At 69.6% G+C, this 24,032-nt stretch carries 22 protein-coding genes and 6 pseudogenes; 10 read left to right on the forward strand and 18 right to left on the reverse strand.

Going from position 1 to position 24,032, the window contains the following annotated elements; genetic code table 11:
• Positions 1-129 precede the first annotated feature (129 nt).
• A pseudogene (locus tag D9V36_RS40345) lies at positions 130-361 on the reverse strand (LysR family transcriptional regulator); the annotation flags it as partial.
• Between the two features lie 69 nt (positions 362-430).
• Here D9V36_RS40345 and D9V36_RS40350 point away from each other — a divergent pair.
• The gene (locus D9V36_RS40350) at positions 431-1,327 is read left to right on the forward strand and encodes an NAD(P)H-binding protein (RefSeq protein ID WP_129298130.1); all 897 of its coding nucleotides are present in this window, start codon (positions 431-433) and stop codon (positions 1,325-1,327) included.
• A 234-nt stretch (positions 1,328-1,561) separates the two neighbouring features.
• Positions 1,562-1,726, forward strand: a complete 165-nt coding sequence (locus D9V36_RS41340; RefSeq protein ID WP_164993137.1) for a hypothetical protein — start codon at positions 1,562-1,564, stop codon at positions 1,724-1,726.
• Between the two features lie 32 nt (positions 1,727-1,758).
• Here the strand turns inward: D9V36_RS41340 and D9V36_RS40360 are convergent, their stop codons facing one another.
• On the reverse strand, positions 1,759-2,628 hold the full coding sequence (locus tag D9V36_RS40360) for an LLM class F420-dependent oxidoreductase (protein ID WP_129298131.1): 870 nt from the start codon (positions 2,626-2,628) through the stop codon (positions 1,759-1,761).
• A 291-nt stretch (positions 2,629-2,919) separates the two neighbouring features.
• On the opposite strand from D9V36_RS40360, the gene D9V36_RS40365 reads away from it, so the two are divergent.
• Entirely contained in the window at positions 2,920-3,246 is a 327-nt protein-coding gene (locus D9V36_RS40365) for a hypothetical protein (protein ID WP_129298132.1), read from the forward strand.
• Positions 3,247-3,541: 295 nt separating this feature from the next.
• Positions 3,542-4,084, forward strand: coding sequence for a GNAT family N-acetyltransferase (locus D9V36_RS40370; protein WP_129298133.1), 543 nt, complete (start codon positions 3,542-3,544; stop codon positions 4,082-4,084).
• Here D9V36_RS40370 and D9V36_RS43205 read toward each other — a convergent pair.
• The 4 genes and pseudogenes from D9V36_RS43205 to D9V36_RS40390 all read right to left on the reverse strand — a co-directional run.
• Positions 4,068-4,193: pseudogene (locus D9V36_RS43205) on the reverse strand (IS5 family transposase); the annotation flags it as partial. The gene D9V36_RS40370 and the pseudogene D9V36_RS43205 overlap by 17 nt on opposite strands.
• A gap of 43 nt (positions 4,194-4,236) precedes the next feature.
• Complete coding sequence (locus D9V36_RS40380) at positions 4,237-5,196, reverse strand: alcohol dehydrogenase catalytic domain-containing protein (RefSeq protein WP_129298134.1); 960 nt, start codon at positions 5,194-5,196, stop codon at positions 4,237-4,239.
• Between the two features lie 3 nt (positions 5,197-5,199).
• The gene (locus D9V36_RS40385) at positions 5,200-7,230 is read right to left on the reverse strand and encodes an ABC transporter ATP-binding protein (RefSeq protein WP_129298135.1); all 2,031 of its coding nucleotides are present in this window, start codon (positions 7,228-7,230) and stop codon (positions 5,200-5,202) included.
• 865 nt (positions 7,231-8,095) lie between these two features.
• Positions 8,096-9,001 carry a hypothetical protein gene (locus D9V36_RS40390; RefSeq protein ID WP_241721254.1) on the reverse strand — a complete coding sequence of 302 codons (906 nt, stop codon included), beginning with the start codon at positions 8,999-9,001 and terminating at the stop codon, positions 8,096-8,098.
• Positions 9,002-9,081: 80 nt separating this feature from the next.
• On the opposite strand from D9V36_RS40390, the pseudogene D9V36_RS40395 reads away from it, so the two are divergent.
• The 5 genes and pseudogenes from D9V36_RS40395 to D9V36_RS40415 form a co-directional block, all read left to right on the forward strand.
• A pseudogene (locus tag D9V36_RS40395) lies at positions 9,082-9,351 on the forward strand (transposase); the annotation flags it as partial.
• Between the two features lie 53 nt (positions 9,352-9,404).
• Positions 9,405-9,851: a MarR family winged helix-turn-helix transcriptional regulator gene (locus D9V36_RS40400; protein WP_129298136.1), complete on the forward strand. Its 447-nt coding sequence runs from the start codon at positions 9,405-9,407 to the stop codon at positions 9,849-9,851.
• Positions 9,852-9,959: 108 nt separating this feature from the next.
• The gene (locus tag D9V36_RS40405) at positions 9,960-10,787 is read left to right on the forward strand and encodes a class I SAM-dependent methyltransferase (protein WP_129298137.1); all 828 of its coding nucleotides are present in this window, start codon (positions 9,960-9,962) and stop codon (positions 10,785-10,787) included.
• Positions 10,788-11,015: 228 nt separating this feature from the next.
• The gene (locus tag D9V36_RS40410; protein ID WP_129292387.1) at positions 11,016-12,200 is read left to right on the forward strand and encodes an IS701 family transposase; all 1,185 of its coding nucleotides are present in this window, start codon (positions 11,016-11,018) and stop codon (positions 12,198-12,200) included.
• Between the two features lie 1,022 nt (positions 12,201-13,222).
• Complete coding sequence (locus tag D9V36_RS40415; RefSeq protein ID WP_164992862.1) at positions 13,223-14,053, forward strand: hypothetical protein; 831 nt, start codon at positions 13,223-13,225, stop codon at positions 14,051-14,053.
• Between the two features lie 212 nt (positions 14,054-14,265).
• Here D9V36_RS40415 and D9V36_RS40425 read toward each other — a convergent pair whose 3' ends face one another.
• From D9V36_RS40425 to D9V36_RS40455, 12 genes and pseudogenes are all read right to left on the reverse strand, one after another.
• Complete coding sequence (locus tag D9V36_RS40425) at positions 14,266-15,288, reverse strand: esterase-like activity of phytase family protein (RefSeq protein ID WP_129292384.1); 1,023 nt, start codon at positions 15,286-15,288, stop codon at positions 14,266-14,268.
• 12 nt (positions 15,289-15,300) lie between these two features.
• Complete coding sequence (locus D9V36_RS40430) at positions 15,301-16,584, reverse strand: DUF6895 family protein (protein WP_129292383.1); 1,284 nt, start codon at positions 16,582-16,584, stop codon at positions 15,301-15,303.
• A complete protein-coding gene (locus tag D9V36_RS40435) occupies positions 16,581-17,393 on the reverse strand; it encodes an ABC transporter permease (RefSeq protein WP_129292382.1) in 813 nt (270 codons plus the stop codon). The genes D9V36_RS40430 and D9V36_RS40435 overlap by 4 nt, the downstream gene beginning before the upstream one ends.
• Entirely contained in the window at positions 17,390-18,340 is a 951-nt protein-coding gene (locus D9V36_RS40440) for an ABC transporter ATP-binding protein (RefSeq protein WP_129292381.1), read from the reverse strand. The genes D9V36_RS40435 and D9V36_RS40440 overlap by 4 nt, the downstream gene beginning before the upstream one ends.
• A gap of 26 nt (positions 18,341-18,366) precedes the next feature.
• Entirely contained in the window at positions 18,367-18,633 is a 267-nt protein-coding gene (locus D9V36_RS42765) for a hypothetical protein (protein WP_347239870.1), read from the reverse strand.
• Entirely contained in the window at positions 18,545-19,597 is a 1,053-nt protein-coding gene (locus D9V36_RS40445) for a lanthionine synthetase C family protein (RefSeq protein WP_277753581.1), read from the reverse strand. The genes D9V36_RS42765 and D9V36_RS40445 overlap by 89 nt, the downstream gene beginning before the upstream one ends.
• A gap of 123 nt (positions 19,598-19,720) precedes the next feature.
• Positions 19,721-21,130, reverse strand: a complete 1,410-nt coding sequence (locus tag D9V36_RS42470) for a thiopeptide-type bacteriocin biosynthesis protein (protein ID WP_277753582.1) — start codon at positions 21,128-21,130, stop codon at positions 19,721-19,723.
• A gap of 116 nt (positions 21,131-21,246) precedes the next feature.
• Positions 21,247-21,417 (reverse strand): annotated as a pseudogene (locus D9V36_RS42770) (hypothetical protein); the annotation flags it as partial.
• Positions 21,418-21,608: 191 nt separating this feature from the next.
• Positions 21,609-22,105 (reverse strand): annotated as a pseudogene (locus D9V36_RS42920) (lantibiotic dehydratase); the annotation flags it as partial.
• Positions 21,994-22,350 (reverse strand): lantibiotic dehydratase, encoded by a 357-nt coding sequence (locus tag D9V36_RS42480; RefSeq protein WP_241721408.1) that lies wholly within the window; start codon positions 22,348-22,350, stop codon positions 21,994-21,996. The pseudogene D9V36_RS42920 and the gene D9V36_RS42480, both read right to left, overlap by 112 nt.
• 109 nt (positions 22,351-22,459) lie before the next feature.
• Positions 22,460-22,728, reverse strand: a pseudogene (locus D9V36_RS43210) (lantibiotic dehydratase); the annotation flags it as partial.
• Between the two features lie 303 nt (positions 22,729-23,031).
• On the reverse strand, positions 23,032-23,202 hold the full coding sequence (locus D9V36_RS40455; RefSeq protein WP_129292378.1) for a gallidermin/nisin family lantibiotic: 171 nt from the start codon (positions 23,200-23,202) through the stop codon (positions 23,032-23,034).
• A gap of 227 nt (positions 23,203-23,429) precedes the next feature.
• Here D9V36_RS40455 and D9V36_RS40460 point away from each other — a divergent pair, with 227 nt between their 5' ends.
• Positions 23,430-23,987, forward strand: a complete 558-nt coding sequence (locus D9V36_RS40460) for an RNA polymerase sigma factor (protein WP_129292377.1) — start codon at positions 23,430-23,432, stop codon at positions 23,985-23,987.
• Positions 23,988-24,032: the final 45 nt, after the last annotated feature.

Consider the following 24,032-nt stretch of genomic DNA (forward strand, 5'->3'; position numbering starts at 1 on the left):
CGGTCAGCCGAAGTCTGCAGGAGGCCCGGAGGCTGTGCTGGGGCGCCGGCTGCTGCTGGTCTGTGCGGCTTGGGAACGAACATTGGTGTGCCGGCGGCGCTGTGCTGGCACGGTCTCGTCCATGGCTTCGGCCGCGAGGATGCCCTGCGCCTCCTCGTAGAGCTGCTTCCCCTCGGCGGTCAGCTCCATGTTGCGGGTGGTCCGTACGAGCAGAGTGCACTCCAGGTCCCGCTCGAAGACCCTGACCTGACGGCTGAGAACCGGCTGGCTGGTTGGTGTAGAGCTGTTCCGCCGCCCGGCCGAAGTGCCGGTGCTCGGCCACCGCGACGAAGTAGCGGAGCTTGCGCAGGTCAAGATCCATGCCATCGAGGTATCAATTGCCGGGAAGAGGTATTGGACGCCGCAGGTGGCCCGCGCCGAGACTCGAAACATGATCGTCATCACCGCTCCCACCGGCCAGATCGGCAGCCGGCTCCTGGACATCCTGCTCAACGAGGCCCCCACTCGCGATGAAGAGCTGCGCGTCATCATGCGCGACCCCGGGAAACTCCCCGCCGCGGCCCGCGCCCGCGTCGACGTCGTCACCGGCTCCCACGGCGACGCAGCGGTCGTCGACCGGGCCTTCACCGGCGCGGACGCCGTTTTCTGGCTCGTCCCGTCAAACCCGCGGGCACCGAGCCTGGACGCCGTGTACTCCGGGTTCACTCGCGCCGCCGCAGAGGCGTTCAAGACCCACGGCGTGGGACACGTCGTCGGCGTCTCGGCGCTCGGCCGCGGCACCCCGCTCGCCCACCGCGCCGGGCATGTCACAGCGTCGCTGGCCATGGACGACCTCATCGCGACTACAGGCGTGGCTTATCGGGCGCTCGCGAACCCGACCTTCATGGACAACCTGCTACGCCAGGTGGCGCCGATCCGCGACCACGGCGTGTTCACCGACACGGTCACCGCTGACCGCAAAGCACCGACGGCCGCGACCCGGGACATCGCCGCGGCCGCCGCCGGCCTGCTGCTCGACCGTACATGGACGGGTACGGGCGAGGTCCCGGTGCTGGGCCCCGAGGACCTTTCGGCGAACGACATGGCGCGCACGATCTCTGACGTGCTCGGCCGCCCGGTCCGCTACGAGCGGCAGTCCTTCGACGACTTCCGCAACGCACTCACCGGTCACGGAATCGGGAACGCGGTCGTCGAAGGTTATGTGGACATGATGCGCGCCAAGGACGACGGCCTCGACGACGGCGTACAGCGCACCCCTGGGACCGCGAGCCCGACAACCTTCCGCGAATGGTGTGAAGAGGTCCTGAAGCCGGCTGTCCTGGCATGAGTTCCGAGACCGCTCGCATCGTCGGGGCGTAACGCACCCTCGGGCCCGGCCTCGCCACGGGGTACACGCACCGCGGCCCCGCCTCCGGCAGCGCCGGGTCCGTCGATCGCGGCGGTGGGGAAGAAGGGCCGCTTCGCGCCCCGGCGGGCGGAGCCGGTCCGCGCCGGTTCGTCAGCGAACATCCATCCCCATGTCGTCAACGAGATCCGATAGCTCCGTGTGGAGGACTTGGCGATGCCCGCACCGATGAGGTACCGCTCGACCTTCGCGATGTACGACGATGGCGCGGCGGACCGGGGGCACCGCCCGGGCGCGTGGCAGCCGAAGTGCGCGCCCGCTCCCGAGTTCCGGTCACTGGTCTGGTCGCCGCGCCCGCTCTTCCAGCGCGGCCCGCAGTAAATGCGTACACCTCGCCCCCTGCTGCCAGACCCTTATTGCTCCGGATGGATCCAGGTCCCGGCGAGTTCCGCGACCCAGGCGGTCGCCGCGTCGGGATGGGGCGGGGGTGCGCCGACGACCACGAGATCGGTGACGCCCGCCGCAGCGAGCGCGGGCAGGTGCTCGGGGAGACCGTCGCTCAGCGCGACGGCGACCGTGAGCTCGTCGAAAGCGCGACCGTGGCGGGCGCACTCATCGGCGAGAACCGCGAGGTGCACCGGGACGTCGGCCACCGGGACGTTGAAGCCGTACCAGCCGTCGGCGAGCGTGGCCGCGCGGCGCAAGGCGGCCTTGCTGTTGCCGCCGACCACGACAGGGAGCCGGCCGCCGCGCAGTGGCTTCGGATTGACCCGGATTGCGTCGAAGCGGATGAACTCCCCCGCGAAGGAGGCGGGATCCTCGGACCACAGGGCACGCATCGCGTCCAGGTACTCCTCGGCACGCCGCCCTCGCTGGGCGAAGGGAACTCCCAGCGCTGCGAATTCCTCGGCGGACCAGCCGACCCCGACCCCGAGGCTGAACCGCCCGGCGCACAGCACATCGAGTGTGGCGACCTGTTTGGCAACAAGGACGGGGTGGTGCTCAGGCAGCAGGAGCACGCCGGAGGCGAGCTCGATCCGGCTGGTCACCGCCGCCGCGAAGGTCAGGGCGAGCAGCGGGTCCAGCCAGTCCGCGTCCGCGGGCACGGCGATCCGGCCGTCCGCGGAGTAGGGGTAGCGCGAGGCGGGCGCGTCCACGAGCACCACGTGCTCGCCGCACCACAGCCGCGCGAAGCCGTACGCCTCGGCGGCTGTGGCCACTGCACGGATCACCTCGGGACGGGCACCGTCACCGATACCCAGCGCATGCAACCCCACTCGCATTCTCCACCTCCGGACAGCACCATAAGCGCGAAGCACGGACACACCCGGGCGACATGGCGCGCTGCCCAGAAGGACGGGGGTGAGGCCGCCGTCTTGGCGAAAGCCTTGGGCATCGGGAGCGAGGAACGTTCGCCCGGCCGCCTGTTCCTGTCGGGCGACTCGGCGAGCAGGGAGGCGTCAGCTACGGCAGAAGACGGTGCCGAACGGAACGAGCACCGGGTGGCGGTACTGACGCGGATATGAGTCAGCACACCGATGCGGCGCCGGCCGCAGCGCACCTGGCTTCAGACCATGAAAACCGATGAGCACATCGAGGAGCGCACCGAGGAAACCCAGGTCAGTCACGAGGCGATGGGGACGGTTTCGCTGGTGCCGGGAGTGGCCGCCGTGGCGATGTACGGAAGCCCCTTTCTCTACTTCCTACCGTCGTTGATCTGGTTTCCCAGAACGAGTACGACAAGGGCGGCGCAGCCGCATCCAAGGGTCTTGAGGACGGATGAGGAGGACCCGGACTCGGTCGGGACGGTAGTGGTGGTGGGGGCGGTCGTCTCGGGCATACGGGAACGGTATGCCGGTGGGGGAGCGGGCGGATGGGCGCGGCCACCCGGCAAGGAGTGAGTACATGTACTCACTTGACGGGAGCCGGTAGGAGTCGGTTCCGGCCGTGAACGGGGTCGAACTTGCCCGCTGAACAGGCCTGTTCGAGTGCAGTCGACCCGGGAAGCCACGGCACGGAACGGCACGGCACAAAACGGATCTGGCTCAGCGAGGAGTTCCGCAGCGCATCGCCACCGGGCCGGGCACCTACACCCAGCAAGTACGCCGCAGAGCTCACCCGGGGACGCGCCAGGGCGTGTATCGAAAGTGCCTGGTGAGGATGGCGGAGAGCCCATGTGTGATCCAGAATGATGGGATGCTCCCGCTTGAGACCCCCCGTTTGACCCTGCGTCGCTGGCGCGAGGAAGACGTCGCGCCCATGGCTGCCGTCAATGCCGACCCCGAGGTCATGCGGTGGATCCGTGACGGCAGCGTCCGTGACGAACAGCAGACTCGCGAAGGGGTCCAGGCATGGGAGAGCGAGTGGGAGTCACAGGGCTTCGGCCTGTTCGCTGTGGAGATCCGGTCCACCGGCGAGCTGGCCGGGTTCACCGGCCTTTCGGTGCCCGGTTTCTTGCCGGAGGTGCTGCCGGCGATTGAGGTCGGCTGGCGGCTGGGACGTTCCCACTGGGGGCAGGGCTTGGCCACCGAGGCCGCTACGGCCGCTGTACGGTTCGGGTTCGAAGAGCGAGGGCTGGAGCGGATCGTCAGCATCATTCAAGTGGGCAACCACGCCTCCGAACGAATCATGACCAAATTGGGGATGTGTCCGGTCCGTGAGACCGTCAATCCCACCTGCGGTAGGCGAGTGCGGGTGTTCGAGTTGTTGTCGGAGCAGTACGTCACCACCACTCGTTGACGGCGGCGACGAGGACGCTGGCCTCGTAGCGGACCGCGAGTTTCTCGTACCTGGTGGCCACGGCTCGCTGCCTCTGGAGGCGATTGATGCCGCACTGGACCGCGTAGCGTGCCGGGTCTTGAAGGCGTGTATCCCAGGCAGAGACTGTCGTGTCATGTGCAAGTCAGGATGACCTTGCCGAACTTACCTGGGCCGGCGAGCCGGGCGTAACCATCGGCGTACTGCTCGAGGGAGAAGGCCGAATCCACGGGGACCCGCAAGCGACCTTGGGCGAGCAGGGGAACGACCGAGGTGCGAATGAGGTCGGCGAGCAGCGCCTTCTCCGCGTGCGTGCGGCCGCGGATGGTCGTTCCGATCAGTTGGCCGCGCACCAGCATGAGATCGAACATCCGCAGCGGGACCGTTGCGCCGGCCTGAACGCCGACGATGAGGACCTTGCCGCGGCTGCGCAGCAGGGTGACCCGTTGCAAGCAGTCCTGTCCGCCGACGAGTTCCACGATCACGTCGTACGGCCCGTGCTGCGCTTCATGACCGGGAGTGACGACATCGACGCGTGCGCCGTCCGGGGCGAGCGCCCTCACCTGGTCGTGAAGTTCGGGACGGCGCACGCTTGCCACGGTATGCGCTCCGGAAACTGCGGCTACCTGCACCATGGCCGTTCCCACACCGCCTGCCGCGCCGCTGATCAGCACACGGTCGCCCGCGCAGACCTGGGCCTGGGTGATCAGAGCGTCCCAGGCGGTGCTGAACGCTTCCGGGAAACCGCCGGCCTCCTGCCAGGACAGGGCATCCGGCACCGGAAGCAGGAGATCGGCAGGGACCGTGATCTGCTCAGCGTGACCACCGCCACCGACCAGTGCCATGACACGGTCTCCGGTGGAGACCCCGGTGACGGCGCTCCCGACGTGCTCGACTTCACCGGCGATCTCCAGGCCGGGTACATCGGTTGGCCATCCCGGCGGCGCCGGATAGTCCCCCCGTGCCTGCTGCAGGTCTGCGGCGTTGAGACCTGCGGCGCGGACACGGACCACCACATTTCCCGGTGCCGCCACCGGGGCAGGCCGTTGCTCCAGATGGAATTGCCCATCCGAGTCGATCACTACAGCGCGCATGCTTCACGCGAGGTCCTTCTCGACCGGTGCCGAGGGGCGGCGGGCAGCCGGCAGCGTTGTGGCCGCCGCGGCAGAGAGCCCGAACTGGGCCGCCTGAGCGATATACATGCCGCGGTACACGCCGTCTTGCAGCGCCATGAGTTCGGTGTGCGTGCCCTCTTCGACGACGCGCCCCTGTTCGAGGACGTAGATCCGGTCGGCGTTCGCGGTCGCGGCGAGGCGGTGTGTCACAAGGACGACTGCGTGGCCCTGCCCGGCGAGGGACCACAGGCCTTCGAATGCGGCGATCTCCGCGTGCGGGTCGAGGGCGGAGGTCGGCTCGTCGACGAGCAGGAACGGCGCCCTGCGGTACAGACTCCGAGCGGTGCCGACCTTTTGCCACTGCCCGCCGGAGAGCTGGACTCCGCGCTCGTAGCCTTTGAAGACGATCGAGTCCCAGCCGTGCGGGAGGCCTTCGACGAGCGCGAGCACGTTCGCGTCCTGCGCCGCCTCACGGACCCGGCCCATGTCACGGGGGCGGTCCCCGGCGCCGATCGCCACGTTCGCGGCCGCGGTCATCTCCCACCGCGGGAAGTCCTGCGCGAGCAGTCCCACCGAGGCAAAGACGTCGGAGCGGCGCGCCTCGCGCAGCTCGACCCGCGCGCCGTCGGCGCTCTCCCACCACACCTGTCCCTCGGCGGGGAGCAGCAAGCCGGCCAGTACCTTCGTCAGGGTCGTCTTGCCGGAGCCGTTCGCACCCACCAGGGCCGTCACCTCGCCCCGGCGCACCGTCACGCTCGCCCCCTTCAGCGCGGGGCTGTCGGCCCCTGGATAGGTGAACGAGACATCCTGCACGCGCACACGGTCCACGGCGGGCGGCAGCGCGCTGCCCGCAGGCGGGATCGCGTGCTCCGCGGCCACCTCGATGGCGGTCTCGGTGTCCGTGAGGAACAGCAACTCCTCGTAGAGCCGATTGACCTGCTGGACGAGCGAGGTCAGGCGGGCAGTGGACGTTTGGATGGCGATAACGGCGGTCCCGCCCACGGCGAGCGGCAGGCCGCCGCTCGTCAAGAGCCACCACAGCAGCCCGTAGCAGGACAGCGAGGCGACACCGGCGAAAGCGCCGGCGATCAGGTCGGTGGCCGCCTGCGCTCGGGCCAGCCTGCGCTGCTCGGCCTCCGTCTGGCGGGACATCTCCTCGTACCCGGCGAGCAGTTTCGTCCCGGCCGCGTGCACACGGATCTCCCCCGCGGCATGGGGGCGCGTCAGGTATGCCAGCAGCGAGGCGATGGCCCGCCGGTGGTCGACCCAGTGCAGCCGTGAGACGTACTCGCGGCGAGCCGAGCGCACGGCGCCCCAGCCTTTGGGCAGGGCGATGGCCAGCAGCATCGGCAAGAGCGTCCAGTGCAACGCTGTCAGTACGACCGCAGCGGCGATCATGGCGATGAGCACGTTGCCCACACCCACCGACAGCCGCAGCATGCTCCGCGCCGAGTCCGTGCCGAACTTCCCTGCCTCCAGTTGCCGTTGGATCTCCGGCCGCTCGGTAGCCTCCACCTCGACGCCGGTCACCGCCGCGTAGTACCGGCCGGACACCGCCCGCTCCACCTGAGGCTCCAGCCGGCCCGACATCGCCGTGGACCATGCCGACAGCAGCGCCGCCACCACTGCGGTCATACCCAGCACGAGCAGGGACGGCAGGGCGTCCCGCAACTTGTCCCCGGTCGGGCCGTCCGCGAACAGCTCGCTGAGGGCGCCGTTGACCGCGACCAGCCCCCAGGCGGACGTCACCCCCTGCCCCAGCTGGGCGACGACCACCCCCGTCAGCGCCCGCCGGTCCGTTTGCCGGCCGGTGCGCAGCACCATGCCCACCATGCGGGGCAGAGCGGCCGCCATGTGTGCGAACGACAGCCGGGTCAGCGGGCCCTCGTGCTGTACGTAAACCTGGTCGTAGCGGAGCCGGCCGCCATACAGCTCGCGTTCCGCTTCCGAGATTTCCGCATCCGTGTCCTTCGCTCCTTGAGGCGGCTCGTTGGCCGGGCAGGGTTTCGTCAACGTGGCTCCTTGGCGGTTGTCCTTGGCGGTTGTCACGGTGTCGCCGGGCTCAACGACACGGCCACAGCTTTCGAACACACGTTTTTCGGTCGGTCTGCGGGGGGCATGGAGAGGCGGTCGTGTGAAGGTGTGTGGTGCATCGAGCGTTGTCCCGCAAGGGCGCCCGGGGTGGGCGGGGTTGGCCAAAAAACGGCGCATCTGTTGGTCGCGGGCGGGTGTCACTGTCGAGGCTCATATGGCGGTTGGGCGTGCGGGGGAGGCTTCTCTGCCGCGCTGCGGGCCGTCACACCACTGGGGTGTGGTCGTGGGGACCTGTGTCTGTTTTGGTTTCGCTGCTGCCCTGACATCCCCGATATCCCTGATATCCCTGACAAGGGTCCTATTCACCGCATCACTCAGGCCCTACCGTCCGCTTGCCCCCATCTGTGCTGCCCGTCTCTTCGAGGCCCAGGCCACCGGCGCACGACGGTCAGCAACTCCAGACACCGCCGCCGAAGGGCTGGGGGGGCTTGAACCGGAGCGCGATGGCTGTCGCCAAGGGAGGCTGTCGTCACCAGGACTTCAGGACGGGGCGCGCGGGCTGGAAGCTGTGCCAGAAGGGGTGTCCACCGCGATGTGTGCCGCACGAGTCATCGACATCGGACTCTGGCCTGGGACAGCGAGTTACCCGAGGATCCTGTCATTGCCTGCAGGAGCGACCGGAATGTGAGCCACAGAACAGGACGAACTCCCCGGACTGGTAACTCACCGGTCTTGGGAATGTCTGGGGGCGAGTAGGAACCATGCGGAAGGCCCGGGTCCCCCCCCGGGCTCCACGTGGAAAACCCCGTGGGCTCGCCCCCCCGGTGGACTGAGCTCTGCGGATTCAGCCCCGCGCCTCGCGGAACCGCTTCACCACCCTGCCCGTGCCCACTGCCAGGACCCCCAGTGCCACCACGGTGTAGAAGGGGCCCGAGGTCGGCCAGCCGCCGTTGACATCGGACAGGAAGGCCGGGTTGAAGAACTCCTGCTGATGCAGGACCCGCGCCAACGGCAGCGCGAAGGCCGCCTCGGCGGCGACACTCCAGGCCGCCAGCGAACGCGTCCACATCCGCACCGCCCCGATCGCGTCGAGTGTCACGAGGCCGACGAGTCCGGTCAGGATCGGCCAGATCCAGCCCGACCACAGGTCTGGGTCGAGCACGTCGAGGTGTGTGCCGCCGTCGGTTCGGTACGGCTGCGCGGTGTGCTGCCAGACGATCAGGGCGATCAGCAGCGCGTGCCACATGACCCCGGCGTAGGCTCCCGCGCCGCGCTCCTTCGGTGCGCGGCGCTCGGGCAGGTCGTCGGGCGTCCAGGCCTCGCCACCCGTGCCACCCCGCTTGCCGGACCGCTCAACCAGGGCGAACACCACGGTGAGCCAGGCGACCATCTGGGCGCCGACGGAGAGCATCACCCCGACGGCCCCGCCGATCACCGGGCCGGCCCCTCGGCCGTCCAGGACGTCAAGCACCGCGCTCATGGTGGTGACCACCGGCAGCACGGTGGACAGCAGGACCGTGAGGAGCCTTACGTACGCCGGGTAGAGCCCGGGTCCGATCAGTGTGAGCGGCCGGTCCGCGTACTGGGCTGCGAGCCGGATCGGGTCACCCATCTCGGTGAGTACCTCGCGTTCGGCGGCTTCCGAGTCGGCGGGGCCGCGGGCCTCGACGGTGTCGGCGACGGTGGCGCACAGCTCGTCGGCCACGTCGCCACGCTGGCCGGCCGGGATGTGCCGGACTACCTCCGCCACGTAACGGTCGGTCAGCGTGCCGGTGCCGCACGCATATAACTTAGACGGTGCCTTGATTGGCGACAGCTCATTGTCTCGGCATGGGCATAGTTGAGCGGTTGGTGCCGGATGGGCTGTGGAAGATCTTTCTGGACGTGGCGCCGGAAATGCCGGTACGGGCACAAGGCGGGGGCCGGCGGCGATGCGATGACCGCGCGGTACTTGCGGCGATCATCTTCGTCGCCACCTCGGGCTGCACGTGGCGGCAGATGCCGCCGGTCTTCGGTGCTTCCTGGCAGACGGTCCATCGGCGCTTCACGCACTGGTCCGCAGCCCGGGTGTGGGCCAAGCTGCACCGCGTTGTGCTGGACCGGCACACAGTTATCGACTTGACTGTTAAGGTATTAACAGTTACCTTCAAGGTATGGATGTACCGGCGCATACTCCTGCCAGTCCGCTTGAACAGCTCAAAGTGGTCAATTGGGCCCAGATGCAGGCGGGCCAGGAATGGATCCGCTCCCGCGGGCTCAGCATGCAGCAGGCATTCGTACTCAACTACCTCGCCGATCACCCCGGAGTCATCCAACGGGACATCGCCCAGGCGACACGGACGACGGCGGCCAACGTCTCCGGCGTCCTGCGCGGGCTCGAGGCCCGGCATCTGGTGGAACGCCGCTTCGAGGACGGCGATGAACGCAGCAAACGCGTCTTCGCCACCGACGCCGGTACCGAGCTCATCTCCGGACACGAGGAAGCCATGATCGCCGTGGATGAATCGATCCTCGCGCCGCTCACCCCGGCAGAGCGGACCACGCTCCAGGCGCTGCTCGACAAGATCACCGCAGAACTGCCGAGCCCCGGCGAGTTGTAACCCCTCCGACCACCGAAAACGCATCTCATCACCACCGTGTCGGCAAAGGGTCGACGCGCGTTCAACCCTGCCCGGACGAGCGCGTACCCCAAGGAAAGGAGCGTCACCATGACGACGCAAGCAGACAAGACCCTGACCATGATCCGTGAAGTGTGCGCCCTCGGACGCGTCGAGTTCGACCGCCCGCACACCGCCGAAGGCGACCCTGCCGCCGGGCGTGCGCTCGGCCAGGGACTACAGGCCATCGACCCCGGCGGCGAACTCAGTGACATCTCCCTGTCACTGGACCTGCTGGCACCCCGCGCCCCGTACTTCGACCAGCTCGTCCTGAACGCCATCGCGGCCGGAACCCGCCAGGTCGTCAACCTCGGCGCCGGCTACGACGACCGCGCACTGCGGTTTCGGCACTCCGGCGTGCTGTTCTTCGACCTGGACCTGCCGGACATCACCGCCGACAAGGCACGCCGCCTCGAAGCCCTGGACACCGACACCACGCACCTCACCCTGGCCGCGGTGGACTTCGCCACCGCCGATGTCGCCGACGTCCTGGCCCGTGCCGGGCACGACGCCCAGCAGTCGACCCTCTTCATCGGCGAGCACCTGGTCCTGTTCCTGGAACCCCTCGACGTGGCACGGCTCCTGGCCGGCGTCTCCGGCCGCGCCGTGACCGGAAGCATCCTGGCCATCACCGCGGAAGTGCATCCCGCCGGCCTTGACTCCGCACTCGTCGTTTCGACCGTGGACGAGATGATGTTCGCCGGTGCCAGCCCGCTGCACACCATCCAGTCCCGCGACGCCTGGCTGACCCTGTTCAAGGAGAACGGCTGGCACGTCGACAACGCCGACGATGTGACGGCCGTCAACCACTTCGAGCTGCCCATGGCCGACCAGATCGCCCAGATTCAGACGCAGTTCCTCACCGCGACGACAGCCTGACGCACCCACACCCGGCACCACGGCCCGAAAGAGGCGACTTGTGGCTCCCATCGCGGTGCCCTGACTTCCGTTGGTGGCCCCTGATTCGGATAACACAGGTTGGTCCTAGAGCGCCTGAGTTGGCGGGTGATACCAACCCAGGCGCTCAGTCACACCAACTGAGACGACGTCTTGGTACTGCAACGGTGTTTGCCGTGACAGTTGGGCAGGCCGGTCGTTGGTCTGAGCATGGGTGGGGACCTTGCTGATGTCAGGGTGTGGGCCGGTGAACTGGATGCTGTGCATGAGCGGTTTGTGCATCGGTTTTCCAGGACGGAGCCACGGGAGTCGGCGCTTGCCTATATGCGGGGGCTGATTGCTCCGCTGGAGCGGAAGAACGGCTGGACGCTGGCTGAACAGGCCGGTCATGCAGCTCCGGACCGTATCCATCGGCTGCTGAACCGGATCGAGTGGGAAGCCGATGAGGTCCTCGACGATGTCCGCGACTACGTCGTCGAGAACCTCGGCGACCGTGAAGCCGTGCTCATCGTGGACGACACCGGCTTCCTCAAGAAAGGGACCCGTTCGGCAGGTGTCCAGCGTCAGTACTCCGGGACTGCCGGACGTACAGAGAACTGCCAGGTCGGAGTGTTCCTCGCCTATGCAGCCGGCGGCGGCCGGACACTGATCGACCGCAGGCTGTATCTGCCCGCATCCTGGACAGACGACCGCGAGAGATGCCGCCGGGCCGGTATCGACGACGAGGTCGGCTTCGAGACCAAGGTCGTCATGGCCAAGAAGATGGTCCGCCGTGCGATCGCGGACAAGATCCCGTTCCGGTGGGTGACCGCCGATGCCGCCTACGGCTTCAGCAAGGGCTGGCGCTCCGGACTGGAGCAGGCCGATGTCTTCCACGTCATGGCCACCACCCGCCACGACACCGTGGTCACCCGCTGGGCCCTGGACCATCCGGTTCAGGACCTGTTCACCGGTCTGCCACGGCAGAAGTGGAAACGCCGCTCCTGCGGACGCGGCGCCCACGGACCGCGGGTGTTCGACTGGGCGCGTGTCGAGGTCCGTCCCTGGCACCGCGAGGACCGCCGCCACTGGGTCCTCGCACGTCGCAGTGTCCGCCGGCCCGAAGAGCTCTCCTACTACATCGCCTACTGCCCCTCCGGTGCCACCTTGGACGAGTTGATCCATATCGCCGGCAGCCGGTGGGCCGTCGAAGAATGCTTCCAGACGGCGAAGCAGGAGTGCGGCCTGGACGACTACCAAGTCCGCCGCTACCCAGGCTGGCACCGCCACATCACCCTGGCCATCGCTGCCCACGCCTGCCTGACCGTCCTGCGAGCCCGGGACCTCGATGCCGGGAAAGCAGAAACGGATCCTCCCAGCTCATCCACCTCAGCCTCGCCGAGATCAGACGCCTGATCACCCGCCTCACCGACCGCCAACCCACCCCCGTCGACCACATCCTGCACTGGTCACACTGGCGCCGAAAACGACAACACCAAGCCCGCATCAGTCACTACACACGACGCGGACACAGCCCATAGAACTGCCCAACCATCAGCACAAACACCGTTGCAGTACTAGGGCACCGCAGACTGCTCCCTCCACGGCAGTGGAGCGTCGAGTACGTGCTGCCGCACACCGAACTGCCCGGCATCACACCATTTCCGCGTCAGCAACTGATGCAGGAAGACAGCGTCGAAACGTCGGCAACACAGACCTCCCCGCAACTGTCCCCGGAGATCACACGCCGGCGAGAGGCCCAGCCCGACCGCCCGGCCCTTGGCAAGTAAGCGACAGTTGCTCCGCGCGGGCCGCCGCCACAGACCTCCCCGCTGCTGCTCGCCCCCACACCATCCACACTGCTGTGGCTGAAGAGGTCAGAGATAGTGATTGTGCGTTTGGGTTTTCCGGCGAAGCGCCGTCGGAGTGCTGTCGTCAGCCGACACGCACGGCTGCGCGCGAGGACCAGGTTCTCGTCGGCGGAAAGAGTCCCCAACTCACTCCAGCCGGTAGCGAGGTTGACCCGCTGGGCAGGGACGAACCCCAGGATCCCCGGCGCGCGGGCAGGGGCAGCAGGACGTCACCCCCCGAGCGCTGTCCCCCGTTGCAGGGGGCCAAGTCAGATCGCAGCGGAGCAGGGCACCTCGGCCGCCGCGTGATCTTGAGGTTGTGCTCGCTCCCGTCGAGCTGGTCCGGGCACGCCTGGAGCAGTCCGGCTCCCGCGCCCGGGTCACCGTCGCTGTACGCCGCGAGCTCGCGGCCATCGCCGGGGTGACCGGAGCCGCGTACGCGGGCAGGGTCCTGACCGACCGGCTGGAGCGCCGGCTGGCTCGGCAGGGAGGCCCGAGCGCAGTTGCTGACCCGGTGGGCTGGCTACTCGGCCGGGGGCTGCCTCGCCGGGCCGACTGCTCCGATGTGCGGTGGACGAAGGCCTGCGGATGGACATCGGCACCGACTGCGGCCTCTGCGGCGACCTGGTCGCCTACCGACGCGGCCTGCGCCGCCGGCTGGCTGCGCGGGCAGACGCAGACCTGCCCGGAGCGTCGGTGCAGGTGCGCCGGGCGCTGACCGAACAGCGACTGCGGGAGGCCGTCGTGGCTGAGGCCGAGCGAATCGAGGCCCGCCACGAGCAGGCCGCCGCCCAACGCTTCGCCCGCCAGGGCGCCCTTGCCCAGGCCCGTGCCGAGAACCGAGCCGCCAAGTGGGCCCGCCTGGCGAGTTCTCGTGAAGGCTGCGGTACGCCGAAATCGACGGGGCTGTGCGCGGTGAGCGGGAATTGGCGCGTCACCGAGCAGCAGCTGCGCGAGGCCGCGCTGACGGTGGCCGCCACGCACGTCACCATGGACGATCATTTGGACGTCAACGCCGTCATCGCCCACGCCGAGGCCGGCATCCGGGCCGAGGCGGAGGGAGCCTGTGCCCAGGCCCGTGCGGAAGGCGCGACCGACAACACCCTGGCGCTCTTGGCCCGCCTGAGTGCGGAGACTGCCGTGAGCAAGTACCGCCGCTTGGCGCTGGCGACGCTCGCCCGCAGCGATTGCGCCGACGCGGAAGCGGCGCTGGTGTACGAGGCGAAGATGCGCTCCTGGCGCCGGTACGTCACCCGATCCGGCGCCCGAAGGGCCGCGAACGCAGCCGCTGAGCAGGCCCGGGAGCGCATCGCGCAGCACCTGCTCGATACCCGTCTTGCCGCACTACGGCAGGGCCGTTCCGTTGCCGCGGAAGGTGGCCGTACGGTTCGGGCCGGGAGCGGCGTGCGGTGGGCATGACGAGGGGTCTTGGGCGTCTCATGGCGGGGCCTGCGCTGCCCACCGACCGATCAGTACGTCAACGGTTGCGGCCGGCTGGAGAAGCCCGACGGTTCAGGAAAGCTCACCGACCCCATGGCCATGGGCGCAGCCTTCGGGCAATTCGCTGTGCTCACCAGCACTCGGGCATCAGGGGCTGGGATCTCTGCCGGGTAAGGGCAACTGACCTGGGGTCAGCCTCCGGGCGTCTGGACGCTGAGCTCGTACAGCCGCGTGACCTGCCGGTCGCTGTGGTTGTCGTCGCTGACCAGCAGCAGTTTGAGTCGTCCCGTCTGCTCCCGGCCTGTGACAAGCATGCCCTCGATGTTGTCCAGGAGCGGGTTGGGCAGCGGCATCGGGTGATGCGCGCCCAGCGAAGGGCACTCTGCAAGATCGGCGAGCAGTTGCTTCGGCACCGGTCGGCCCCGGTCCGCGTGCGCGAGGTCGGCGAAGTAGAGACGGACCGTTGGCACCGTGTCGGCGGAGACGCCTCGTTCGAGGACCAGTCCGGAAGAGGTGATCTCGGAGACGCCCAGCGACTTGTCGACGGGGTAGGTGTACTGCCCGGCAAGCCGGAAGTCCGCGTCGACGCTTGGACGGTGCCAGGTCTGGAAGCGCACCAGTGGCCGTCCTTCGCCGTCCGCGGGGTCCCCGTCGAGCGGGCCCTCCATAGAGGCGAGCAGGGTGCGGCCGTCGGGCTGGAGGGCCAGGCCCTCGAAGGTCTGGTTGAGCCGCGCCTTGCCGGCCGGAGCGACCCGGAGTTCGTCCGGTACGGGCAGCGACCCGAGCAGCTTGCCGTCGTGGCCGTAACGACGGATGGACGGTTCGGTCTCAGAGGTGACCAGGTAGCTGCCGTCGTGGTCGACGACCAGGCCCTCCGAGTCGAGCGCCCCGCCCTTCTCATCCGTCAGCGGCACCACGCGTTCGGGTTCGCGCCGCGGGCCCAGGGTGAACAGCTCGGAGCGGTCCGACAGGGCGGCGATCCGGTCGCCGGAGCCGGCGGCGAGGGCGGAGAGGTTGCCGACGTAACTGCCCTGGAAGGTGGTCTTGTCCAGCGCGTCGGAGAAACCGCTGATCGAGACGTACGGAGAGCAGGCCCGGGTGTCATTGCCCGCATCTCGACGGCTTGTCGTCGCTGCCGTGGAGGGGGCGGTGGCCGTCAGCACCGTCGTCGCCACAGCTGTGGTCATCGTGACCAGCACGTCACGTATACGCATGCGTCATCCCTTTCACTGCAGGGTTGGATGTGTCGGCTGCCATGCCGCCAGCAGGGCTGCTGCCGAGCGGACCAGCGGGCGTCGGCCCTGCCCGAGTCGTTCGGCGGCGTGCACGACCTCTGCAAGGACGTCCGGATCGCGCGCCTGGACACTGAGCGCCAGCAGCGGGCCGAGGTGCGCGGACCATGCCACGCGCGCAGAAGCCGGGGCGGCGGATGCCCCGGACGCCTTTAGCGCCCACAGCCGGATCGCCTCGGGATCCGCGCAGGGAAGCGGGAATCCGACGGGTTGCCGGGCACCGGCTGCCGGGCTCCGCTTCCGTACGGCGGCGGCGAGCGCGGCTGCCAGGGTGGTGTGATAGCACGTGCCGAAGAGGTAGGCGGCGGCCTTGTCGCCCGCGAGGCCGGCCAGGACCTCGGGGCGGTGCACGGGGCTGGGCAAGGCACCGTCCGGCAGCCCGGCACCGGCCAGCGCATTCCAGCCTTCGTACACCAGCGGGCCGGAACCGCGCCCGTCGTCCAATGCGGAGTCGCACAGCAGCAGCTCGGCCAGGAGATCCAGACTGCCCCGGGCGAGGTGGACGCCGAGCAGCACCCGCACGGTCTCGCGCAGCTCGGCCACCGCCTCGCTTCCGCCGAGGAGGTGCCGATGGTGGCCGAAGTCCGTTGCATAGAAAAGGACATGGGTGAAGGCGTAGGTCTCGCTGCCGGTCAGCTGGAGGACGTCCGGGTGCTGGGCCGCGATGCTCTGGCGGTGGAGCGTGCCGATGTCGGGCAGCGGGGCGGGGGCCGTAAAGCCTCCGCGGTCGATGAAGTAGCGCAGCTCGGTCCTTGTGAGCACCGGCTTGTACGGCCGGGTGTGGCCGCCCGTGTCCGCTGCGAGCAGCGCCTCGCCCGCCGCGCGCAACGTGGGCTGCGGGCGGCCGAGCACCTCCAGAAGCGCGACCAGATTGAGGTGATACGGAAAGAACTCGTCACCACGGCGCAGTCCGCGCTCGAAGTCCGCTTCGGAGGCGGCATCTTCGGCGAGGGCGAGCGCGCGGCTCGGCAGAGGTGCGTCCTTGGGCACGACGCCCGATCGGTCCAGCACCCGTACAAGGCCGAGGAGTTCAAGGAGCGGACCTGGCCGGAAGGGGCGGCGGGGCAGGAACTCCTCCCAGCGCCCCGGCGCGAACCATTCCAGGTTCGCTTCGATCCAGCGCAGCGCGCGGGCCAGCACCCGCTCCGCCGCCTCGTCCTCGTCCAGCGGCGTACCGCCGTCCGAGCGGACGTGCGCGGGCAACGGGGGCCAGCTCATCGCCCGCTCCGTACTCTCAGCAGCGCCAGGACCGCCGTCAGGATCCCGCCCAGTGCGCAGAGATCTGCCCACCAAGGCAGCAGGCCGCCGCCGCCCAGCAGGGTCTGGCGGGCCAGGTCGACGGCGTACGTCATGGGGTTGAGGTACATGACCAAGGCCAGCCAGTCCGGCACGTCCTTTGCACTGAAGACCGACCCGGACAGGAACAGCATCGGGAACATGGCCAGTTGGACGGTGGCCTGGAGCGTCTGCACCCGTTTGATGACGGTGGCCAGGCAGAGACCGATGACGCTGAACACGGTGGCGGCGAGCGCGTAGCAGCCGACCGCGGTGGCGAACCGGCCCGCCGTCAGCGCCACCCCCATCAGTGGGGAGAAGGCGAGCATCAGCACGCTCTGCACGGTCACCATCCCCGCACCGGCGACGACCTTGCCCAGTGGCAGGCAGACCCGCGGCACCGGGGCCACGAGGAGTTCGCGCAGTACGCCGTACTCGCGGTCCCAGGCGTAGCTCTGGCCGGAGGCGATACCGATCGAGACGACCTGGATGGCGATGATCCCGGGGAAGACGTACGCGCTGAACGACACCGAACCGACCGAACCGATCATCCCGTCGAAGCCGACGGCGTAGACCAGAACGAAGAAGAGGATCTGCACGGCCTGGCTGGCGAGAACGCCCGGACGTTTGACCTGTCGCAGCAGATCGCGATGGGCGATGACGCCGATGGCGCGCAGGGCAACTCTCAGCCCTCCGTCGCCGGAGACAAGGGCAGATGCAGGGGAAGGGCCGACAGTGGTCGTTACGGTCATGGCGCGCTCACACTCTCCCGCCGCTGTCGCGGCCTGTCCTGGCCGGCCGCCGCCAAGTAGACGTCGTTCATGGACGGGTGGTGTACGGAGACGGTCAGTCCCGGGACGTCCAGGGCCCGGACCACCTCCGCGATCCGGGCCTCGGGTTCGGCGCAGTGCACCGCGACCCCACCCGGCTCTCTCAGCGGTTCGAAGCCCGCGGCGCGCAACTGCCGGGCGGCGGCCTCGTTGTCCGCGCAGGCCACCACGACGCGGGACGAGTCCAGGCTGCTCTTGAGCCGGTCGACGCTGCCCTGCCGGACGACCCGGCCTTGTTGCAGGATGACGATCTCATCGGCGTACTCCGCCTCGTCCATGTAGTGCGTCGCGTAAAGGACGGTGACGCCCAGTTCGTCGCGCAGCCGCAGCAGGTCGGCCCATACGGCGGCGCGCGCGGTCGGGTCTAGGCCGTTGGTGGGCTCGTCGAGGATGATCAGCCCGGGGCGGTGCAGCAGGGCGCGTGCGATCTCCACCCGTCTGGCCAGTCCGCCGGACAGTTCCTCGACCGGCTGACGGCGGCGGTCGGCGAGGTCGAACAGGTCCAGCATCAGTCCGATCCGGGCCCGGGCGTCCGCCCGCTTCATGCCGAACAGCCGGGCGTGGAACCACAGGTTGCGTTCGACGGAAAGTTCCTTGTCCAGGGTGCGTTCCTGGAAGACCAGCCCGAGGCGGCGGCGTGCGGCCATCGGCGCCTCGCGGACGTCGTGGCCGAAGATCCGGACCGTCCCCGCGTCGGGCCGCGCGGCCGTCGACAGCACGCCCAGCAGGCTGGACTTTCCGGCGCCGTTGGGGCCGAGCAGCGCGGTGATACGGCCCTGCGGGGAGCTGATCGACACGCCGTGGACGGCGGTCACCTTTCCGTAGCGCACTACGAGGTCGGCCATGTCGAAGGCTGGTGTTTCGGACATGCTGATTTCCTTCACCGGCTCATGGCTCACGTCAGCCCCAAAGTGCGGTCCCAGGGCAGTGGTCCGTCGCCGACGGGCAGGAGCGAGAGGGCGACGCCCGCGGCGCCCTCGAGCATGCCCGCGGTGTTCACGGCGCGGTGGGGGACCGGCGAGTGGGCGGCGGCAGGGAAGCGCATGAGGTGACGGAACCCGAAGGGCGCCTCCTCATCGGCGCACGCCAGCACCTTGCCGGTCAGGCGTCGGCATCCGGCATGCAGTTCGGTGTCGTCGACGGCCTGCGCCACCCGGGCCACGATGCGCAGCAGGCCGGCGTAGCCGTGGCACACGGTGGCGCCTTCGATCGCCCCACAGCGACTCGTCGCGGCGCAGCGCGGCACGCAGCGCGTCGACGGCGGCGGTGCGCCAGTCCGGCCGGTCCATGACCGTCCCGGCGCGGAACAGAGCGGCGGCGACGCCCGGGGTGCCGTAGCACCAGGCGGTACGGGTGAAGAGCTCGTGCGGGCGCCGCGGCGCCACCTCCTCGTCCCAGCCCGCCCGGGCGGGCCAGTACGGTCCCGCCTCGTCGCGCAGCGTCCAGCTCAGCAGCCAGTCGGCGATGCGGTGGATGGCGTCGCGCATGCCCGGCATCCCGTGTCCGGCCTCGTACGCCCTGCAGAGCACCGCGAGCGGTCCGGCGATGCCGTGCGCCATCCCGAGATTGAAGTCCCCGCGCGGGTAGGTCTCGCGGTCCCGTTCGCTGACGTGGAGTTCGGCCGGCACCCACCAGCCGGGGACCTCGTGGCCGTCGACCCGGATCGGTGCGGTGACATCGATGAGGTGGTGGAGAGACGCGGTGAGGGCCGACTCGACGGTGGGACCGGCCTCGTCCGCGTCGGCCACCGAGTCCAGGAGCAGGCGGGTCGTGCCCGACAGCCCGTTGATCAGGTCGTACGCGGCCCAGTCGACGCCGGTGCCACCGTCCTGGGCACGGGCGCGGAAGACGCGCAGCCGTTCGGTCTGGTCCTCGGCGACCCAGGTGGCCAGCCCCCGGCGCAGCGCACCGTAGTGCCCTTCGGGACCGGCGCACGTCTGGGCGGCGGCGAGCAGCGCGGCCGGGCCGGAGAACAGGCCCCGGCTGGGCGCGGAGTTCATGACACGCCCGGCGGCCGCGAGGTGGCGGTGGGCGACCGGTCGCCAGGCGTCGTCGGTGCGGGCCAGTTCCCCGAAGAGGAGGGCGGTGCCCGGAAGGCCGTTGGCGAGCGTCAGAGGGCCCCACATCACCGCGTCGTAGATGGGGTCGCGATTGTCGTCGCGGGAGGCAACGGCGGCGATGTACTCGGGGTCGGCGAGCCGCTCGGCGACCAGAGAGACGGCCCTCTTCCGGACGGACAGCGGTGGAGTTCATGACTGGTGCCTCCGGCGGTTGAGGTGGTCCTGTACGGCGCCGCGGGCGATGCCGAGCACGGTCAGCTCGCGGGCACTGGAACCACCGAAGAGGCGGTTGCAGACCATGTGCAGCAGACTGCCGACGACCCGCCCCTCGGGTGTGTCTCCGGAATCCCGTACGCACGTGGCAAGTTGCCGTACGGCCTCGTCGCGCGGGCGTAGCGCGTCGAGGACGCGGGCGCCGGCCGGGTCCTCGACGAGGACGGGCCAGCCGCCGTAGGGGTCGACGAGGCGGCGCCACTGTGCGGGCCGGGCACGGAACGCCGCGGGCAGGTCGCGGCGCGCGCCGGTCATGGACAGCCAGGCCGCGGCGCCGTCGTCACCACAGTCCTCGGTGCCCCGTACGTTGCCGGGCGCCGGCGGTCCGAAGGCGCTGGCCAGCGCGGCGCAGGAGACAACGGCGAGGTCGTCGACGTCGTAGTCGTTGGCAGGGTCCTTGGCCACGCGCAGCAGTTCGATGACGGCTTCACTGTCGTACCGGAAGACGTCCTCGGCCAGCCGCTGGGCGGCGGGGCCGCCGTAGCGCTCGGTTTCCGGGTCGTACTGGGCGAGGGTGTGGCTGCGCAGCAACCCTTCGCGCTGCCACCGCTGGAGCAGCGCGCCGGCCGCGGGAGCGACCTTGCCCCACAGCTCCTTCGGGCTGTCGCCGTGCAGCCGCAGCCGCAGGTGGTGGCCGCCGTCGTCGGTGTAGCGGATGAAGAACCAGCCGTCCGCGCCCTTCTGCCCCGCCAGGTCGGACCAGTTCGGGGATGTGGTCGCGCAGCAGGTCGTCCTGGGTGCGGGCGGAGCCGTGCAGTTTGAGGTAGAGCCACTCGCCGCCAGGCCGTGGACGGTGCGTCCGGGCTGGCGGTGTCCGGCGTACGGGCGGCGGCGGGGCGTATCAGTCTCCCGGCGGGTCAGCGGGACAACCAGCTCGAAGGTGTGCCCGGCGAGCGGGCTGTCCAGCCAGTCCTCGTATTCGCCGGGGACTTCTTGGGCGATCAGGTCGGAGTGGCGCAGCACTTGGTCGAGCAGCAGCTCGCGGTGCCACGTGTTCCCGAGGTCGAGCAGCAGCCGCTGGTCGGCAGTGACGGCGAGTATCCGGGGCGGTACGTCCCAGGCGGCCCGCCAGTCGCCGATCGCGCGGTCCCAGTCGGCGACGCGGGCATCGTCACTCCTCGCTCGCAGCTCTTCGGCTCGCGCGCGAATCCCGTCCAACCGCCAGACGGCGGAGGCCAGTACGAAGTGTCCGTACCGCACCCGCGGCACGAAGGGAGAGTCGGCGAGCGGCCCCCAGTTCCACGGCTCCCACAGCCGCTGGCCCTCCAGCCCGATCTCCCACAGCAGCCGGACGGCGTTGGGTGCCTGGGCCGGTGCGCTGACCATGTTGCCGGAGCACGGGCACGATTTCGCGGCCGGTGGGCAGGTGGACGGCGGTCAGCCCGGTCCAGAGTGGCACCGACGCCGATGTCGCACAGGTGCAGTTCCTTGATACCGGCGACCTCGGGGACGCCGACGCTGATGCGGCTGCCGGTGGCCGGGGTGGTGTGCGCGAGGTTGGCGGCCCGGCCCGAGCGCGTCCTGAAGGCGAGATCGACGGGGACGGCGTCCTGGATGTGCACCGGGTTGTCACCGTGCAGTGCGGCGAACTCCGTCCGCCAGCCGGGATGCAGGTCGGCGAACCGGGCGAAGGTGGACCCCGGCCCGGTGCGAGCCGGGCGAAGGTGAGAGGAAGACGTGGAATTCGCCGTCGTCCAGCGCCTCCACCGAGGGGGCGACGACCTGCACCGTCACCTCGCAGGAGTTGGGGCAAGTCCGCGCGGTCGGCGCTGTCGTGGCACAGCTCGTCGAGGTCCGCGTCGCCGAGGACGACCTCGCGCCGTCCGGCGCGCTGGGCGGCGGCGGCCAGCCGGGCCATGGCACGGTCCCGGCGGGCAGTGCGGGGGTCATCGGGCGGGACGGGTGCTGCCTCGCTGTTGGGCCAGCCGTAGCCCGCCGGGGCGCCCAGTCCTGTCGACTCGTCGAGGAGTTCCAGGACCGGCACCAGCCGGTCGGCTCCGTACACATCGAGAAAACGACGGTGGTAGTCACGCAGGGCGAAGAGACCGAGCTTGGAGCGGGAGAGGCGCCACATGACACCGGTGGCTTCTTCGATCACGTCACGCACCGCGTACGGCAGGTGCAGCCGGTGTCGAGGCGGGTGTCGATGTGCACCGGCGTGTCGTCGGGTTCCACCGACCGCGCCGCCTTCAGCAGCCGGCCCAGGTGTTCGCGGCCGTCGCCGACGGGTCGGGCGTCGTACGCCTGTCGTCGGTGCTCAACGGCCAGCAGAGCGTCGTGTATCCGGCAGGTGTCCTCGGACGGCTCGGTGACCGGGGCGAGCAGCTGCAGAACGTGGCGCAGCGGGTCGCTGCCCGTCCAGTGGCGGGCGCAGCCCCGGTGATGAGGATCTCCTGCCGTACCAGTTCCGCTAGCAGGCCGCGGACCCGCTCGGCAGGCGCGCCGGGGAAGGCCTCGGCGGTGCGCTGGACCAGTTCCTCGTACGGCAGTGGGGCCGCGGCCTCGGCCACGGCCCGTTCGACGACCGCTGTCCTGCGCACGGACACCGTGGAGCGGCCCTCGCCCGCTCTCGCCGGGGGGCACGCCCTGGGTGGAGGGCGAGGTGAGGACCAGCCGGTCCCCGCGCGGAAGCAGGGCCTGGTGGGCCTGGACGGTGAGTTTGGACAGCACGGCCGGGTCGCGTTCGAGACGGTGGCCGATCCTGGTGAGCCACTGCATGTCGGCGTGGGTGCGGGTGCGGTGCGCTGTGCCGCGCTCGGCCTTGGCAGTGGAGTCGAACTGTCCGGTCGCCACGCCCGCAAAAAGCCGAAGGGGGTGGGCCGGGTCCGCATCCTGATGTCGTAGCGGAGCACGGCGAGCGCGGCCCGGCGCAGCTGCCCCGCCTTGATGCCGGCGGTGCCGCGCTCGGTGACGCGGTGGACCATGGCGCTGAGGCTGGGCGAGGCGAGGTCGAGTGCCTCGCTCAGGACGGGGTCGGCAGGGACCGAAGCGAGCAGTTCGGTGCAGGCGGCCAGGTCCTGGGGGCCTCCCGCGGCGGGGAGAGGCAGGCTGGAATCTCCCGGCGCTGACGGTGCCAGCGGTGCTCGGTACAGGAAGACGTCTTTCGCCTCGAACGGTGTCTCCTGCGACGGTTCCCTCACGGGTGTCCCCCTTCTCTTCCTTACCCCTGCGTTCCCGGGAGCAGCCCGTGGGGCCGGGCGCCCGCCCGGCCCCACGGATACGTGCCGTCAGCAGCAGTGGCTGCAGCCGGAGCCGCCACCGTCGCTGGTGCAGCCCGGGGTGCAGAACGAGATGCTTGTGATGGCCGGGCCGGCGACGGACTTCTCCACGCCGATCTCCAGGTCGAGGTCGAACAGGTTCGCGCCGTTCTGCGCCTGAGCGGGGGCCTTTAAGCCCATGTTGACTCCTCCGTAGAAACCGAATGTTTGTTCGTGAATCGCGATCCGTAATCACGCAATCACGGCTGTCCGCGACGGATCAATAGGTCCGAACTCGCTTGGCAGTTCTGGCAGTTCGGTGCCACGAGAGCCGCGGTGCGGCGGTTGCCCCGGCACCTACGGCCGAAAATCGAGGATCGTGCCGACGAAGAGTGAACCGAACAGCGCTTTCTTGATACGTACGTGGTGTGAGTTCGGACGAAGCTCTGCTTACCGCCGTCGCCCACGGCGACCAGACCGCCCTACGGGCCCTCTACGAGAGGCATGCTGCCGCCATGCTCCGCCTCATCCGCAGACTCACCTCGGACCAGGGCGTGTCCGAGGAGATCCTGCAGGAGACCTGGCTGGCCGTATGGCGCTCGGCTGAAGGATTCCGCGGCGAATCCTCCGTACGGGGCTGGCTCATGGGCGTGGCCCGACGGCAGGCCCACAACCAGCTCCGCAGATCCCGGCCGCAACTGGCGGACCTGGCCGAGGCTCAGGACGTGGCCGACCCGGCGCCGAGCGTCGAGGACCAGATCGTGGTGGAGTCCGAGCACACCGCGCTACGGGCAGCCGTGCGCGCCCTTCCTGAGCATCTGCGCGAGGTCCTCGCGCTGGTGCTGGTCGAGGAGATGGCCTACCCGGAAGTGGCCACCGCGCTCGCCATCCCGGTGGGTACCGTCAAAAGCCGGATGTCCCACGCGCGAAGGCGACTGGGTAGCATGCTCGCCGCCTCGCGGCTGGAAGGAACGGGACGACGATGAACGAACACTTCGCGGACGACGTCTTGGCGCGTCTGGCATGCCCCG

Origin of the sequence: Streptomyces lydicus, assembly GCF_004125265.1 — a bacterium.
Lineage (GTDB): Bacteria > Actinomycetota > Actinomycetes > Streptomycetales > Streptomycetaceae > Streptomyces > Streptomyces lydicus_C.